The 15,593-nt window shown below is 64.4% G+C and carries 8 protein-coding genes; 1 reads left to right on the forward strand and 7 read right to left on the reverse strand.

Annotation, left to right across the window (positions count from 1 at the left end):
* Positions 1-9: 9 nt before the first annotated feature.
* The 6 genes from CBI38_RS24675 to CBI38_RS24700 form a co-directional block, all read right to left on the reverse strand.
* The gene (locus CBI38_RS24675; protein WP_109333007.1) at positions 10-1,809 is read right to left on the reverse strand and encodes an ATP-binding protein; all 1,800 of its coding nucleotides are present in this window, start codon (positions 1,807-1,809) and stop codon (positions 10-12) included.
* A 78-nt stretch (positions 1,810-1,887) separates the two neighbouring features.
* Positions 1,888-5,007 carry a DUF4185 domain-containing protein gene (locus CBI38_RS24680; protein WP_109333009.1) on the reverse strand — a complete coding sequence of 1,040 codons (3,120 nt, stop codon included), beginning with the start codon at positions 5,005-5,007 and terminating at the stop codon, positions 1,888-1,890.
* Between the two features lie 163 nt (positions 5,008-5,170).
* A complete protein-coding gene (locus tag CBI38_RS24685) occupies positions 5,171-7,204 on the reverse strand; it encodes a DNA/RNA non-specific endonuclease (protein WP_109333011.1) in 2,034 nt (677 codons plus the stop codon).
* Between the two features lie 74 nt (positions 7,205-7,278).
* Positions 7,279-10,248: a CHAT domain-containing protein gene (locus tag CBI38_RS24690; RefSeq protein WP_109333013.1), complete on the reverse strand. Its 2,970-nt coding sequence runs from the start codon at positions 10,246-10,248 to the stop codon at positions 7,279-7,281.
* Positions 10,249-10,260: 12 nt separating this feature from the next.
* Positions 10,261-11,664 carry a lipase/acyltransferase domain-containing protein gene (locus CBI38_RS24695; protein WP_109335335.1) on the reverse strand — a complete coding sequence of 468 codons (1,404 nt, stop codon included), beginning with the start codon at positions 11,662-11,664 and terminating at the stop codon, positions 10,261-10,263.
* An 83-nt stretch (positions 11,665-11,747) separates the two neighbouring features.
* A complete protein-coding gene (locus tag CBI38_RS24700; RefSeq protein ID WP_109333015.1) occupies positions 11,748-14,378 on the reverse strand; it encodes a helix-turn-helix transcriptional regulator in 2,631 nt (876 codons plus the stop codon).
* Between the two features lie 198 nt (positions 14,379-14,576).
* Here CBI38_RS24700 and CBI38_RS24705 point away from each other — a divergent pair, with 198 nt between their 5' ends.
* On the forward strand, positions 14,577-14,999 hold the full coding sequence (locus CBI38_RS24705; protein WP_162603284.1) for a hypothetical protein: 423 nt from the start codon (positions 14,577-14,579) through the stop codon (positions 14,997-14,999).
* Positions 15,000-15,012: 13 nt separating this feature from the next.
* On the opposite strand, the gene dcd is transcribed toward CBI38_RS24705, so the two are convergent.
* Entirely contained in the window at positions 15,013-15,582 is a 570-nt protein-coding gene (gene dcd, locus CBI38_RS24710) for a dCTP deaminase (RefSeq protein ID WP_109333019.1), read from the reverse strand.
* Positions 15,583-15,593 lie beyond the last annotated feature (11 nt).

A 15,593-nucleotide genomic window follows, 5' to 3' on the forward strand; every position in this document is an offset into this window, starting at 1 on the left:
CACTCAACGTCAGCCAGATCGGGGGTCCCCGTCCATCGCCGCGGCCCGACCGCGCCGGAACTGATCCTCTGCGTCGGCCGCACGACCCACTGCGAGATGAGCAAGCCCGCGAATGTACATGTCGACCACCCAGTTTGCTCTGCCTCGGTGGGTGGGCACGTAGCGTTCGAGTACCGAATCGAGGCTGTCGAGCTGTCCCGATACGGTGGCGGCGAAGACCTCGGCAACACCGATCTGCATGTGCCCGAGCATGAATCCCACCTCCTTTGCCGCCTCCGCACCACGCGTGGTGACACCTCGGACCTGATCTGTGCGACCCGCTCGCGCAAGCGCTGCGCCACCGATGGACGCTGCAAGCGCCAAAGCCGGCGGCGTCCCTTCTCCAGGCCCGAAGAGGCCTCGAGTCAACTCGAGCGATCGCGGCACGTCATTGGCGAAGAAGTCGAAGGTCAACTCCACGGATGTGACAACATCCCGTCCGTGGCGGCCCGTCACGCGAGCACGCATGTCGGCTAGCTTCTCCCGCGCGGCGGCCTCACGGTCGGCGAAAAACAAGGCCGTGGCACGCCACATCCCCCACGTGAGTGATTCGGCTTCGGACATCTCCGCAGGATCAACGGCCGCGAGCAGCGTGTCGGCATCGTTCACCCGTCCTTGCCACGTCATCGCCCGTGCCGCGACCATGGCCGCTCTGATTCCGCCTCCTCGGGACAGGGCCGCCTGGGCGAGGCGTTCGGCGAGCGCATAGTCACACAGTTCGAGCGCGGATTCCGCCGCCTCTACCGTTCGAGCGACATCGATCTCGGCGTCACTGTCAAGCGCGAGCGTCGCCAGCCGCAACGTGTCGCTCGGCGAATCACCTGCAAGGTGGGCGCGAACAATCCGTCCTCGCAGTACGCGGGCGGCCAGAGCGCCCAGCTGCTCACGTAGCACCTCGCCCAGGATCGGATGGCTGAGTGTCGCGACGCAGCCCAGGCCCTCGGAGCGAAACCGCAGAAGTCCGTTGCAGTGTGCGGCAGCAACGGCGTCAGGTGACGTGGCGCGCTGGAGGACGTCGACGTCGATGCCCTCTTCCAGAGCCACCAGCCGGAGCGCGTCGAGCACGTCGGGAGGCACGTTCCGCAACCGCGACCCGAGCAGCGATGCCAACTCCGTGCTGACAACGGGCCGCGATCGCAATCTCCACACGCCGTCGGACCGCTCGAACAGGCCGGACTTCCATGATCCTTCGACGAGATGCCGGAGGTAGAGCGGGTTTCCCTCCGACATATTCCACAACCATTGCGCGCCGACGTCGTCCATCGGCCCGCGGAGAGCAGTTTCGATCACCCTCATCGCTTCGTCACGAGTGAACGCGTCGAGTTCGACTCGATGCAGGACGCCGTCGGGGAGAATCGCGGTACTCGGTCGTGATCCGCGGCCGCCGAGCGTCACGACGAGTCGAACACTCCCATCGTCGATCAGACATCGGAGCAGAGTGGTGGACAGCGGATCGAGCCGGTCCGCATCGTCGACGACAAGGGTTGTCGTGCATTCCCGGAGTGCGATCACAGCGCTCGTGAGTGCGGTGTCGGGATCCGCTGCCGCACCAATATTCACGGCCGAAGCGAATGCACCCAGCGGAACGCCGCGCAACGAGTCCGTCCCGACGACCCAGACTGCCTCGCAGTCACGTTCGCACACGATCTTCTGTGCCAAGGTGGTCTTTCCCACCCCAACCGCGCCGACGATGACGATGACACGCGTCGAATCCCGCGCGAGGGCGCTGATCTCGGGCCCCCGCGGGATGGATGGCCACGTCAGGACCATGGAACCAGTCTAGGTGTGGCAGAAGCGTGGGGGAAGGAGGTGGGTTGCCTCCCGATCCGCAGGTCGGGAGGCGACCCGCTACCGGCCGTCGTGGGGGTTGACGCCCCCGTCGTCACGGAACCCGGGGCTCGACACGGGGATCTTGAACTGCAGCACCCTGTACGGCCATCCCTTGTCGGGGCCCTCCGTCTTCCACTGACTCACGAAGATATGGAACCCGCCGTCCAACTTCGATCCGGGGACGATCGACGGACCGTAGAGTTGGGCCACCGCGTCGTCTCCCTCCTGTCCCCAGCCGACCCCGCGCAAGGGTGTGCTCTTGTGTGCCTCGTAAAGGTTGTCGGTGATCTTGGAGAACACGCGCACGTCGATGTCGTAACCGCCCACGTCGGAGCTGTCGAACGTGACCAGTACCCACTTACCCTGGATTGCCCGCAGACACATTTCACCGAACTTGGCGGCTGAGTGCGCTCTTTCCAGCACCGGGGTCGGCTCGTTGCCCCAGCGCCAAGCGCCGTCCTTCCAACCCCACCCCTCGTACGCATTCCGGTCGGTGATCCTGTCCTCGCGCACACGCCTGAGGATCAGGGGTTTGTCGCGCTGGAAGCCGGTGGAGAATACGTAGACCCATCCGTCCCCGGGAGCATCCCACGTCCAGAGCTGGGCAAGTCCACGGTGAAGCCCCGCATCGAATTTCGCCCCGGTGTGCTGCCACGTCTGTCCGTCGTCGGTCGACTTCCAGATTTCGGTCCAGACGACGTTGCCGAGGCCCTTGTTGACCATGGCATGCAGGTACATCGTGTCGCCGATGGTGACGACGTCGGACGGGAGAACTGTCGAGAAGAACGGATTGTCGTGTTGGTAGTCCCAGAGCTGTCGCGCATAGCGGGGATCGCCGCCGGCGGCCTCACTCCACACTATTCCCTCGTCGAGCTTCTTGGTGTCGGAGAACAGCGCTACCGGCGAACGCCAGTCACCGTCTCCCACTCGGGGTCCACGGAAAGTGTCGCCGAATATTGCCAGTATTCGTCCCGACGGCGTACGTGCCATCACGCCGAGATCGGTTGCGGCCATGCCGAACCGGTCGGTCAGCCCGGGACCCGTCACCTCTTTGATCTTCTTGGAGTGGTGCACCTTGGGCCCGGCCTCGATCGGGACCGCCGGCCGGGGTGGCTCCGGCGCCGGCAGCCGCCACCCGTTATGGATGACTTCGTTCCATTCACCCTCATAGACGTTTCCGGTGACCGGCCATCCCCACAGCTGCTGCATTCGCGTCGCTACATCCTTGGTGGCCTTGTCGAAAATACTCGTCCCGGGCATACCGATGGTCTGCTGCCAGCGCTTCAGGCCGTCTTTCGAGGACTGCGGTTCGTTGCCGAAGGTGTTCGACCACGATTCGGTGGGCCCGTCCAGCGGCCCCCAGTAGTGACCGGGAGGTAGCGGAAAGCGATCGGGATCTTCGGGGAGTCCCGCGTACCGCTTCGCCGCGGCCAGCACGACGTCATAGGGAAAGGTGTCGGGGACGTCCCAGTGCGTCCCATCCTTGAAACCTCTGAGAACGCGCGAACCGTAGGTGTAGTTGTTGTGGCTGCTCACTCCCTTGCGGTTGTGGCCCACCCCGCCGATGTCGACGCGCTCGATTGGAATGTCGTACTCCGTGGCGACCTTGGCGATGACGAATGCCACCATGTCGAGCATCTTCGTGTGAGCGAGCCACTGCTCACGCGACTTCGGCCGTTCCTCGCGGTTCGGATTGGCGCCACTCCAGGTTTCAGTGCTTCCCGAAGTGCCCACCATTGCGATCTGGACGCTGACGCGGTTGTCGCTGAGCACGCCCCACGCGGTGTTCTTGGTGCTGACGGTGTTGATGATGTGGTGGTCGTCGATCAGGTAGTGGTAGCTGCCGTTCTGCGCTCCGGCCTGATAATTGGCAACATTCTCGGCGCGGGCCACCCAGTCCTGGTTCTCGGTGGTGTGCAGGTAGATACGCAAGTATGCGCCGTGACCGGTGTCATACCCCGGGCCTCCGTACCACGTGATCGGGTATCCGCTGGGCGACGTCACCGGCTGCGGTTGCGCTGGTTCGACGACCGGCGTCGGAACGTCCGCGGCGACACCGTCCCACTGGCCGAACTGCTCTTTGAGGATACGGTTCCGGTCGATGCCGACGCCTCCCACCTTCTGCTTGTCGATCTCGAATTGGTGCAGGTGCGCCGCGGGGTGTACACGGCCGTTGCTGCCCCAATTGTGCATCCAGAAATAGGTGCCGATGCCGTCGCGGAGCGCCCACTCGATGGTCGGATAGTTGCAGTAGACACCCATCCTCGTCTTGCCGAGCCGTTCCTGCCACGCGAGCAGGTACGGGCGAACCAGCGTATTCCACTGTTCCTCGCTGGGCGACGCGTCCACCGACACATAGATTGCCGCCGTCTCGGGGCCACCGGCCTCACGGTGAATCTGTATTCCCCGCTCTGCATCCCGTCGACCCTGCTCCGCTCCACCGAGCCAGTCGGACTTACCGAATTGGAAGTTGGAGACGACGACCATACCTCTTGCGCGCAGGGCGTCGGCCTCCTCCCTCCGCAGCGGTTTGCCGAGCATCCATCCCGCCCTCGGGTCGGAGATGTAACGAATGGCACCGGCGAATCCGCCCGACTGGATCTGAGCAGCTGTGGGAACACCAGCGGAGAAGTCGACCAGAAGCTTGCCCACCAATGAGGTGTGTCCGTTGTCCTTCGGCGCCTGACGCGGATCTTTGGCTTCCTTCAGCCATGTCGAGTCGGGATCCAGATCGGGTCCGCCGAAGCGGCCCGGCGCACCGAATGTCTCGAAATGTAGATGAGGGCCGCTCGAACCACCCTCCGAGCCGACCACGGCTATCTGCTCACCCGCGTGCACTGGATCGCCGAACTTCCACTGTTCCCCAGTGTGTGGGTTGATGAACGACGATGGCGGCGTGTGGCCGAACGTGAAATCCAAACCCCATTGATTCTGGGAGTCGATCACCAGCCAGGAGCCGTAGCCCTGAGGGTCGTCGTCGATTCCCACATAGGCGATGGTGCCGTCTGTCGGTGCATAGATGGGCGTGCCGTTGTTCGCGGCGATATCCACGCCGCGATGATCCGGCCGGTCCGGGGTTCGGTAGCCGCTGCTCACGCCGGTGTAGGTTCCGGGGGCCAACGGATGATAGCGATTCATGATTTCCTCACCGGTGAGATGGAACTGCGGTCCGCGACAACGCCGGGGTGCTCCATGTCGGACCAATCACCCGACTGCGCTGAATAGTTCGATCCTCTCCCCTGCCGCGTGGGTTCGTCGTGAGTAGTCCGGTACTCGATTCTCGAGCCAGTTGTCGTCGACGTCAGAGGATGAGGTCCTGGGGGCGGATCAATTCACGGGGCAGAGTGGTGCCCTCGACCTGTTCGAGTGGATCAGCCGCGACGTAGGCGTCCAGGTCGAGCCCGGTCAACTGGGCGATCCTCCGTACCGGAACCTGAAACGTGCGATACGCGCCGTAGGAGAACGACTCCTCCCCTTCCGTGAACTCGTCGAGCAGTGCCGCCTGCGTGAGCAGGTAGCCGGTAACCGAGAGGCCGCCGTCTCGCTTGGCCATCGCCACGGTCTTCCAGAACTGACGCGGCAGCGCCACACCACGGTAGCGGGGATCGTCGGCGGCGAGCACCGGGCCCGTCAGGACACTCACGGCAAGATCGGCGTTGTCGGCGTTCTTCAGCACGTAATCTTCGAGTCCGAGCCACAGCGTCTTCCCCGCGTTGAAGTCGTGGTGCTGCGGAGTGCAGTTCGTGAAGTGGAACGTGTCGTCATTTGCCGCCTTCGCATTCGGCCCCCAGGCGGGGTCCAGTCGGCGCACGAGGTGCCCTCGGTCGAGCGGGTTGTTCTCGTACACACGCTCGCCGGTTTGTTGGCGTGCCGGGAGTCGAGGGTCGAGGATCCAGCGGTCACGGTCCCGCTTCGGATTCTGTGACTGCTTGCCGTCGATGTTGACAGCTGTGAACAGCGCAAGAGCCCGCTCGGTGTGCATGACTACGCTGAAGTGGTGATAGCGGAGCTCTTCGGACGCAACCGAAGCCACCTGCGGGCCGGCCACCGGCAAGGGTAGATGAACTCGCAGGAAGCCCGGGTCGTAACCACGGCGGTTGCTGTAGTCGGGGTCGATCGAAATTGCTTCGGAGTCACTAGGCTCACCGCCGGCGGCCCTGCGAGGTTCGGCGGAACCGAGGCGGACAGTAATTTCCAACGGAACGCGCACGGTGATTTCCTCCCTGGGCACCACGTCCTGCCGGAGCGATGAAGAGGGTGTCGCTAATTCCTGCTCCGCGCTGACGATCTCGTCGACGAGAGCGCGCCACTTCCGCGGCATGTCCTGGTCGGCGACAAACTTCAGGATGCGGCTGATCCGCACCCCCTCGTTGAGGATCCCACCGAACTCGGTGTGCTGCGGTGCTCGTACGCTCGCGTGGTGGAGTGCAACCACTTCCCACTGGTCGTTGAACACCGGGGAGCCCGAGGAGCCTGGCTCGGTGTCCGCCGAATAGTGCAGAAATCGTTCGGGAATATCGACGATGCGGTTCTCCCGCAGGGCAATTTGCTTCTTGTCTCCGCGCGGATGCTGCACGATGGTCACGAACTCTCCGATGACGGCCTTGCCCTCCGCGGCGAACAGCCGGTTGAATCCGAACTGGGCGAGAACCGGCGCAGGTGCCCGAACCGCCACCAAGGCGAAGTCGCGCTCCCGATCGGCGAGGAAGAACCGGCCCGGATCCAGCGGGAAGACTTGCACCGGAAGCGGGTTGCCGTCGATACCGTCCTGGTAATCGAACTCGATTACGCTGCTGCGTGCTGTTTCGGGGCTCGGCAGCACATGGTGATTCGTCAGAAGCAAGGTCGGCGAAACGAGAAAGCCTGTGCCGTAGCCCTGCAGGTTTCCCCGGGAATCGCGGATGTTCACCCTTCCGATCGACCGTGCAGCCGCCACCCCGGCATCGAGATAGCGTACTCCCACGAAATCGGAGGTGTTGATGATTTTTTCCAGCACCTGATCGGCCGAGGCGTCACTATCCACCCACTCACTCACCCGGTCGAGCGCCTCCTCCACGAGGACACCCGACGCTGCGGTGGGGGTCGCCTGCGGTACGTCCTCGCCTGTGTAATAGCGGGTGAGCCGATCCAGGCGTTTGGCGATTCGTTCGGGAGTCTCGACGGCCGCGATTCCACCGGGACCGGCGAGCGCGTCCACATGCTCGCGTCTCTGCGCGACCCTCTCCCGTGCGCGGCGCTCGGCCGCTTCGGCCTGCCGCTGTTTCTCACTCGCGAATGTCATTGCGGGCGAATCGAGTCGAACTCTACGGCGTCCCATGCTGTTGACGGTGGTCATTACTTTTCCTCGCGTAGTACTGGCCGGTTGCTACCAGCCTTGTCCCGTCCGGCACGGCAGTCATGCGTAGTCCGCTACTCGTATTTCGGCGTCACCGCGGAATCGCTACGCTCGAACTGCTCGACACCGTTGCGGACCACCTTGCGGACGGCACCGCCCTCGGCCACGAGGGCGTCGAGGATCGGTACCGCCAATTCTGGGCGGATCGGTGTTTCGGCGAGTAGTTGCCCGAGTTCGAGCGCCTCCGACCCGAGCGCGCCGACGATGAGCCTGCGGCGGGCTCGATCCAGTGCAGCTTCCATGTCCAGCCGCTTCGCGGACTCACCACGCCCCGCCGGTATCGGGACTGCCGTGTCCAGCAGCAGTGCACGGACCTCGGAGGCCGTCAGATTCCGGTCGGTGGCCCACACCAGCATCGCAGCGGCAGCCACGTACAGCGCGGCGAAGGTCGTCCCCTCCATCTCCGGTTCTTCGACAATCTGTTCGCAGGTGGTCCCGGAGATGGTTCTCGGCGCGTAGATGTCCGGCTTGCCCTCTCGGGAGAAGTACGGCGTCTCGTGGGTGAGGGAGCCGTCGTCCTCGACCGCACCGATCGCAAGTGCGTCGGTGCTCCACGCAGGGAAGCTGGGTTCGTCCGAGTGATCACCTGACGCGATCACCAGTCGACCCTCTCTGACCAGATCGGCGATGATCGTGTTCTGGGTGTCGGTCGGCTCCGCGTTCCCGTAGTCGAGAACGATGATGTCGGCTCCCGCTCGCCCCGCTTCTTCCAACCACAGACAGACTTCGCGCTCCGACGGCGCGCCGTCGGTAAACGCCAACTCGTGTGACAGCAGTTCGGCAAGAGCAGATTCATCGACTCCTGTTTCGCCGGCGACGACCCGTCCTGGTACTCCATGGTTGATGGCGCACTGGGTGAGTGCGACGGCGACCTCCTGACGGCGCCGGGCAGTGAACGGCCCGGCGACCGCCAACTGCAATGGGCGTTTTACCGGAGTCGCGGGACACAGTCGCTCCATGTCGGATTCGAGTTCGGCCGACGTCCCGAAGAAGTCGCTGCCGATCGCCGCTGCCGCAGGAACCTTTCCGGGTGGAACCGCGACCTGCTTGACCAGGGCGGGCAGATCGTCCGAATCGAAGGAATTACTCTGGCCAACCAGATCGGCTAGTTGTTCCCACAGTTCGAGGTGGCGCAGTTCGCCGTACAGTTTGGACAGTTCCGTCTCGGAGAAGCGAGTGAGTGTCGGCAGATTGCGGCGGATCCATTGCCACACCTCGGGCCAGGAGAGTGCCTCGAGGCGGATCGTGCGCACTTCGGACGGTCGCAGCGACTGCGTCAGTTGATCGAGATCGGTCGTGGTGGCCACCGCCAACCGTGCGCGGCCGCGTCGTCCGGTGAGGGTGACAAGCGCGTTCACGAGGTCAGATGCTCCGGCGGAATCAGCTGCGAGCAAGTCCGCATCGTCGATCACAATCGCGGCGGGCACGGCCCCGAGATCCCCGATCAACCGTTCCCACCAGTCGTCGGCGCTGAACCTACCCGCCGGCACCGCCCGAAGACCCTTGCCGTCGATAAGTTCCTTGACGAGGCAGGCCAGTTCGCGGACCGGTTCGGGTTCCGCGAGCAGACGTTTGGCGCTGATGAAAAGTTGCGCGATGTCCGGGTCGAGTTCCTCGAGCACCCGGTCGAGAAGTGAGGTCTTCCCGGTGGCCGGCATGCCGACCACCTGGAGAAGCCGCGCCGAAGTGTTCCCGGACAATACGTCCACGGCCTCACGCAACTCGGTGAGCCGGGAGATGAAGCGCAGTTCACCCTGACGTACGCCCAGGTGGCGACTGACCTTGCGCGGCGCAGGCCTCGGCCGCGCCTTCGCGTCCGGGTCGATGACCGCACCGGGATCGCTTCCGCCGACGAACAGACAGGGCACGGCCCAGTTCAGCAGAGGATCACCGCTGTTCTCGTCGCCGTTGATCGCGAGACGCGCCAACCGCAGCGCCTCGGCGACGGATTGCCCGGCGGTGAGTCCCTGGTAGAAGAAGCGGGTGAACAGTCGCTCCGTCCCGAAGGGCAGCACGGCTTGCATCCCGATTACCATCGGACACGCATCCCGCACGCAGTAGTCTGCCGACGACAGCTGGCCCGGCCACGTTTCGTCCGCCGCCGAGACACCCGGCGCGCGCGCCGTCTCACATCCCGCGAAAACAGCGAGTCGAAGATCCGGAAGCTGTTGTAGCAAGAGAGCGAATTCTTGGCTCCGCAGAAGTGTCCCACGACCGTTGCGGCGTTCCAGCTTCAGTCCGTGGGGATTGGCATGCCCGAGGTAGTGGAACAGATGAAAGCCGCGGCGTTGCATCCCCATACGAGTCCGCAGACGCTCGACCGAGGGGCGATCCTCCACCACCACACGCAACAGGCCTCGATCGACCATCGGCTGCAACTCCGTCAGCAGACTGCGTTTTTCAGCATAGAGGTCGAACGGTGCCTCGGACTCGTCCGGGCCCGAGCGAAGGGGACTCGACATGACCAGCAACAGATTGAGTGGTGGATCGATCGGCGCTTGCCGGATCGGGTAGGTGCGGCTTCGTCCCGACCGCACCACGTGGACGTCCCGCGCCATGGACAGGAACCTGTCCGGGCGCTGGGGATCCAGTAACAACTCCCACGGCCATGCGGCGATGCGGTTCGGCGCCGCGAGTATCCGAATGAGCAACTGGTTCCCCGCGGTCCCTGCCGTGCCACGTGTCTGCTGCAGAAGCGTGACGATCTCCGGCACACCGAACACCAGGTCTGTCAGCACCTTCCCCACCTCGAGTGCTTCGGGTCCGGCGTCCGGGCGAGCGTGCCGGACGGCATCGGTGAGCCATTCACCCGGTTCGTCGACCGGCCTGCCGGTGACTTCGCGGGGTAGCTTCCACTCGGGCAGAGGTCGTTTCACCGCGAAAACCGAACCCTGCGGGGATCTCGCCGAGAGCCACATGTAGTCCCCGGCCTCGAGGACACTGATTTCCAGCTCTTCGAAACTGCGCCTCGATGGCGGAATCATGCTTTCCAGCTCCTACATATCCACTGTCCGTGCTACCTCGTCCAAGTCGACGACGCTCACCAGGTCCGTGACGGGGTGCACTCCCGGGGCACCGACCGTGATGCGGTAGTCCTGAGCTGCGAGGTCCTCGACAGTCGCCTGCTGCCAACCGTCGACCGAAGTCGAGAGCCGATGCTGCCGGACCGGACCGCCGACGGCCGGCTCGACATGTGCGACGAGTTCGGCGCCAGGGTCGTCGGTCCGCGCACGGATCACCAGTGGTTCGGCGGTCGTCACGTCGTCGACTTCGAGCGACACCGATTCGCTCACCGCAGGAAATACGTTCGGCGGGGTGATCACCGCAATGTTCAATACCCCGCCGACGTGGTCGAGCACCGGGTCGTCGTTCTGCAGCGACGCATGTTTCTGGCTGAAGAAGGCCGCGTTCTTCCACCCCTTCATGAGTTCGGGTGGGGTCGCCGACAACTTCGGCACTGTGCCGTCGCCGCCGCTTTCGCCCGGTCCGCGCACGGGCAGCGATACGATCTTTCCGTCTACCAACCGGGCAGCCCAGTGCGTGCGCTGGAAATCGCCGATGATGGGACGGATGTCGTAGCCCTCGTCCCTGTCTGCTTCGAGTCGTTCCTGAACCTGTGTGCGCAGCTGCCGGTGCAGCGTCACCGCGTCCTTCATGCGGGCGGCGTCCAGCCCGGTCCCCGTCCAGTCGTCCATCTTGTCGTCCAGGTTCGACCACGACGCATTCGGACTTTCGAGACACCGATAAGACGGCAGCAGCTGATAGGCGGAGGTGAAGGAACCAATGAGGTTGCCGAGATCGACGGTGAACGGGCCCCATCCTTTGCGGAATCCGTTGACCAGGAACTCGAGCGCGTTGATCGACCCGGAGTACGGCGTGCCGAACGTGATGAGTGTCCGGGTGTCCTTCCACCCCTCGAGCAATTCGAGGTAGAGGCGGGCAACGATGCCACCCATGGAGTGACCCACGAGGATCAACTGTGCATCGGAATTGCCCGACTTCTCCCGCCAGCGCGTCAACCATCCGTGAGCGTGCCGCGCCAGCTTGCGGGCCGCCACCCGATTGTCACGCCGCCAGTCATACGGAAGCTCGAAGTAATTCTCGCCCGGTACCACCCCGAACCGGCGCACCAGGTCAACGCGGAACTTGGTGTAGCCGTCGATTTTCCAATCCAAGCCCGGAAGTACATGGAAGTCCGGCATCACCCGGGTGGCTACCACGCCGTCGCCGAGATCGTCGACTTCTGGATCGTCGCCGTCGAGCTGCAACCGCTTGATGTTGTTGCCGAGCGAGAGCACTCCCCGCAGCGCAGCCCCTGGAGTCGACGCCCACACGTCCTTGCCGTCCCGTGCCAGAACTGATCCCGTGATCCCTGGTATCAACACAACGACGTCTTTCATGGCGGCCTCCACACCGAACACCGGCAACGGTCTGTTCCGACCCCAGTGTTCTCAGGTCTGCGAGGCAGCACACGAGTAGCCGACTACTCGTTTTTAGTTGGTCGTGTCGTGAGGTTCATCAACTGGGCGAGCTCGTTACGGTCCGCGACCCCAAGCTTGATGCACGCGCGGTAAATGTGTCCCTCGACGGTTCGGACCGACAGGAAGAGACGGTCGGCGATGTGCCGGTTCGACAATCCTGCCGCGACCATTGATGCGATCTCACGTTCGCGAATCGTGAGCGGCAGTGGATGTGCGGCCTCCACGAGAGCAGGAGACAACATCCGGTCGCATTCGTCCGCCAGTGCTGCCGCCGTGGCGGCGCACTCGACCGAGAGTCGTTTGATGTCCGCGCGGAGGAAGGCGATCGCGGCCTGCGCATAGGCATCGGCGGCATCGGGAAGTGCACCGACCGTTCGAAATCTGTCCGCTGCCGCCGCCAACCCGGGTCCGTCGGAGGAGGCTGACGCGGATGCTTGTGCGGCCGCGATTCGGACGAGTTCGCCGTCGCACTGTTCGGCAAGGGCCGCCAGTCGCGGAGCAGTGGAATGGTCACCGAATCGAGTGGCAAGGTGCAGTGCGGCCGCCTCGACACCGAACTGTCCCGCAGCTGCTGCTGATTCGGCGGCGGACCGTGCGAGCGCGATGGCCTGCGAAGTCTCACCCTGAGCCGCGGCGAGCCACGCGGCAGACAGTTCGAGTTGGGGCCCGAACACTGCCACGTGCCGGCCACTGCGGGCTCGCGCCTCCGAGACGACGCGCTGTCCCTCGTGGATGCGGCCGAGCACGGCGTATGTCTGCCCCAGGGCAATATAGGCAGGGACGCTCCAGGACACTGCGTCGGCGGTGTCGCCCACGTCGAGTGCTGCGATCGCCTGTTCGAGGCGCTGGGCCGCGGCGGTGAACCGTCCGCGGACGAGTTCGACCGTCCCGACCAGGATATTTGCCAGTCCCCACGCCAGGTAGCGGCCACTCGACGCGAAGGCGAGATACTGTTCGGCTCGGCGCTGCGCCCGGTCGAAGTGCCCGGTCATGGTCAAGGCCAGAATCTCGCCGTGCCCGGCGGGAAAGCGCAGCAATCCGTCGATCTGTTCGGCAACGGCCGCGCTCCGCGCCGCCAACGCGGGAACCTCGTCGCCGCGTCCCATCAACGCCAGCGCCAGTCCCCCGCCGAAGAACGCCCATTCGACCGCCCACGGCCGCTCCGAGGCGAGAACAGCGCACGCGGCGTCCACCGCCTCCTGCGGTCGATTCTCGAAGACCGCGCACACAGATCCGATGCCCTCGACCACCGGAAGGAGACTCGGTTTGGTAACACGCTCGCGTAGCACTGCGAGGACGTCGTCCGCCTTCTCCGAATCGCCGAGTGCCCAGAAGAGGTTCGCGATGCGTGATGTCCCCCAGCGCACCAACTGCGCCTGAGTCAACGAGTCGGGGGAGAATGCGAGCAACAGTGCCTCGGCTTCGGCCGCGTGCCCCTGCCACAGCAATGCCCGGGCAAGGAGGTCGGCCGCTCCGAAATCACCGGTTTCTTCGAACGCTGCACGTGCCAGTCGTTCGCCGAGCGGGACGTTGGCCAGTCCGATGGCATCCGCAGCCGCCGACGCGAGCAGCGCCGGGTCGACGGAGTGGTCGCTGTCGAGTGCAAGCTCGGCGAGACGTATCCGATGCGCCGCACCCGTCACTGCGCCATTACTGAGCTCTTGCACCAACTTCCCGCGTAACCGGCGTCCTGCCGCACGACCGACCCGTCGGCGAATCACCTCGGCGAAGAGCGGATGGGTGTAGCGCACATCGAGATGGTGTCGTTCTTCGACGATCCTGACCAAGCCGCGTCGTTCCGCCTCTTCCACTGCGTTTTCACCGGCGAGAGCACACAGAACATCGAGATCGAGCGGTTCGCAGAAGGTCAGCAGTTGAAGCGCGTGCAGCACGTCGGACGGGATCTTTTCGATCCTGGTTTCCAGCAGCGACGCGAGCTCGGAGGTGATCGCGGCGCGACCCCGCAGCTGCCAGACACCGCCGGACCGGCGGAGTGTCCCCGCTTCCAGCGCGCCCTCGACGAGATGCCGGACAAACAGGGCGTTGCCCCCCGACGCCTCCCAGATCATGTCGGCACTCAGCCCCTCGAGCGGGCCGTCCAACACGGACTCGACCAGTTCGATGCTCTGCTCCCGCGTGAACGGCATCAATTCCAGCCGAAGAAGGTGCCCGTCCTTCCACAGGGACGTGATCGCGTCGGGCACGGTCTCACCGCTCCGGACGGTCGCGACGATATTGACCACCCGATCGAGGGCCAGTTGGTGCAGGAATGTCGCCGAGAGCTGATCGAGCAGGTGGGCGTCGTCGACACCGATCACCATGTCCTGGTGGGTGTCGCCGTCGTGAATGAGGGCCTGCCGTGCCGTGGACAGTAGCGTGACCGGATCCCGGGAGGTCGACGCGCCGACCAGATGAGCAAAAACGCCGAGCGGGATGCTTCGGGCTGATTCCGTCCCGGCAACCCAGCGCACCTCGCCGGGCAGTGATTCGGTCGCGAACCTGGCGAGGGTGGTTTTCCCCACGCCGGGATCGCCGGTAAGGACCACCCCGCAACACTCGGACCGGGCCTTCAGCGACGCGGTGATGGCGTCGAACTCGGCTTGTCTTCGAATCAGGGGCCACCTCTGACTCATTCTCGAAGTCTAGTTTGTCGACGCCCTCGTTCTCAGCCCCTCCGCTGCAATTCATAACGAATGTACGGTCTCATTACGACCTCGTCTGGCACCTATACACAGAGAACAGGTAGTCCACTACCCATGATCCGAGTGGGTACATTCGGCAGACTGGACTCAGGACCCCGCAGAGGGACTTCTGAGGTGCAGGAGATGGTCATGAACACTCTGCCTGAGCGAATCTCCAGTAACACGGAGCGGCCGGCCGGCCGCGCCGCTTACCGTGAAACCTGCTCGGCTCCATGGATACTCGACCAGTCGATACGACTGGGCGACAACGACGCACGACTGATCGTCGTCCGGGACGAGTACACCGATACGAGTTACCTCGCGCTGCTCGTCGGCAACGTGACCGGTAGTGCGCCCGTCACCGTGCGAGCAGTCGACGAGGAGGCCCTACTCATCGAGGGCAGCCGCACCATGTTTCCGGAAATTTTGATCGGCGTTGCCGAGTCACCGAGCGCCTCCGACATCGGCCGTCGGTATCTCGAATGCCGGACGGCCGTCGAGGGGTCACTCCGATCGACGATCGACTCGATCGGAGTGCACTCGGTGATCGCCGAATGGAACGCGCGGGCGTGAGGGCCGCGCTCGCTCAGTCCTGCGCGAAGTTCAGGTACGCCTTGGACGGGGTCGGCCCCCGCTGCCCCTGATACTTGGAGCCCGCGGCCGAGCTGCCGTACGGGTGCTCCGCCGCGCTCGACAACCGCAGAAGGCACAGCTGCCCGATCTTCATTCCCGGCCAGAGCGTGATGGGCAGGTTCGCCACATTGGACAGCTCCAAGGTGATGTGGCCGTTGAACCCGGGATCGATGAACCCGGCGGTCGAATGCGTGAGCAGACCCAGGCGACCGAGCGACGACTTGCCCTCGAGTCGCCCGGCAAGGTCGTCGGGCAGCGAACACACCTCGAGCGTGGAGCCGAGAACGAACTCGCCGGGATGCAGAACGAAGGGCTCTCCCTCGGCCGGTTCGACAAGCGTTGTCAGCTCGTCCTGGCGCTGAGCTGGGTCGATATGGGTGTAGCGGGTGTTGTTGAACACCCGGAACAAGCTGTCGAGGCGCACATCCACGCTCGAAGGCTGAACCATGGAGGGATCGAACGGGTCGATGCCCAGACGTCCAGCGGAAACTTCGGCACGGAGATCGCGGTCGGAGAGAAGCACAGGTAGAGGTT

The sequence above is a fragment of the Rhodococcus oxybenzonivorans genome, from assembly GCF_003130705.1.
Taxonomy (GTDB): domain Bacteria; phylum Actinomycetota; class Actinomycetes; order Mycobacteriales; family Mycobacteriaceae; genus Rhodococcus_F; species Rhodococcus_F oxybenzonivorans.

Coding starts and splice junctions, on each gene's coding strand:
- CBI38_RS24695 (WP_109335335.1), bottom strand. CDS start 11,664: ATGAAAGACGTCGTTGTGTTGATACCAGGGATCACGGGATCAGTTCTG.
- CBI38_RS24690 (WP_109333013.1), bottom strand. CDS start 10,248: ATGATTCCGCCATCGAGGCGCAGTTTCGAAGAGCTGGAAATCAGTGTC.
- CBI38_RS24675 (WP_109333007.1), bottom strand. CDS start 1,809: ATGGTCCTGACGTGGCCATCCATCCCGCGGGGGCCCGAGATCAGCGCC.
- CBI38_RS24680 (WP_109333009.1), bottom strand. CDS start 5,007: ATGAATCGCTATCATCCGTTGGCCCCCGGAACCTACACCGGCGTGAGC.
- CBI38_RS24700 (WP_109333015.1), bottom strand. CDS start 14,378: ATGAGTCAGAGGTGGCCCCTGATTCGAAGACAAGCCGAGTTCGACGCC.
- CBI38_RS24685 (WP_109333011.1), bottom strand. CDS start 7,204: ATGACCACCGTCAACAGCATGGGACGCCGTAGAGTTCGACTCGATTCG.
- CBI38_RS24705 (WP_162603284.1), top strand. CDS start 14,577: ATGAACACTCTGCCTGAGCGAATCTCCAGTAACACGGAGCGGCCGGCC.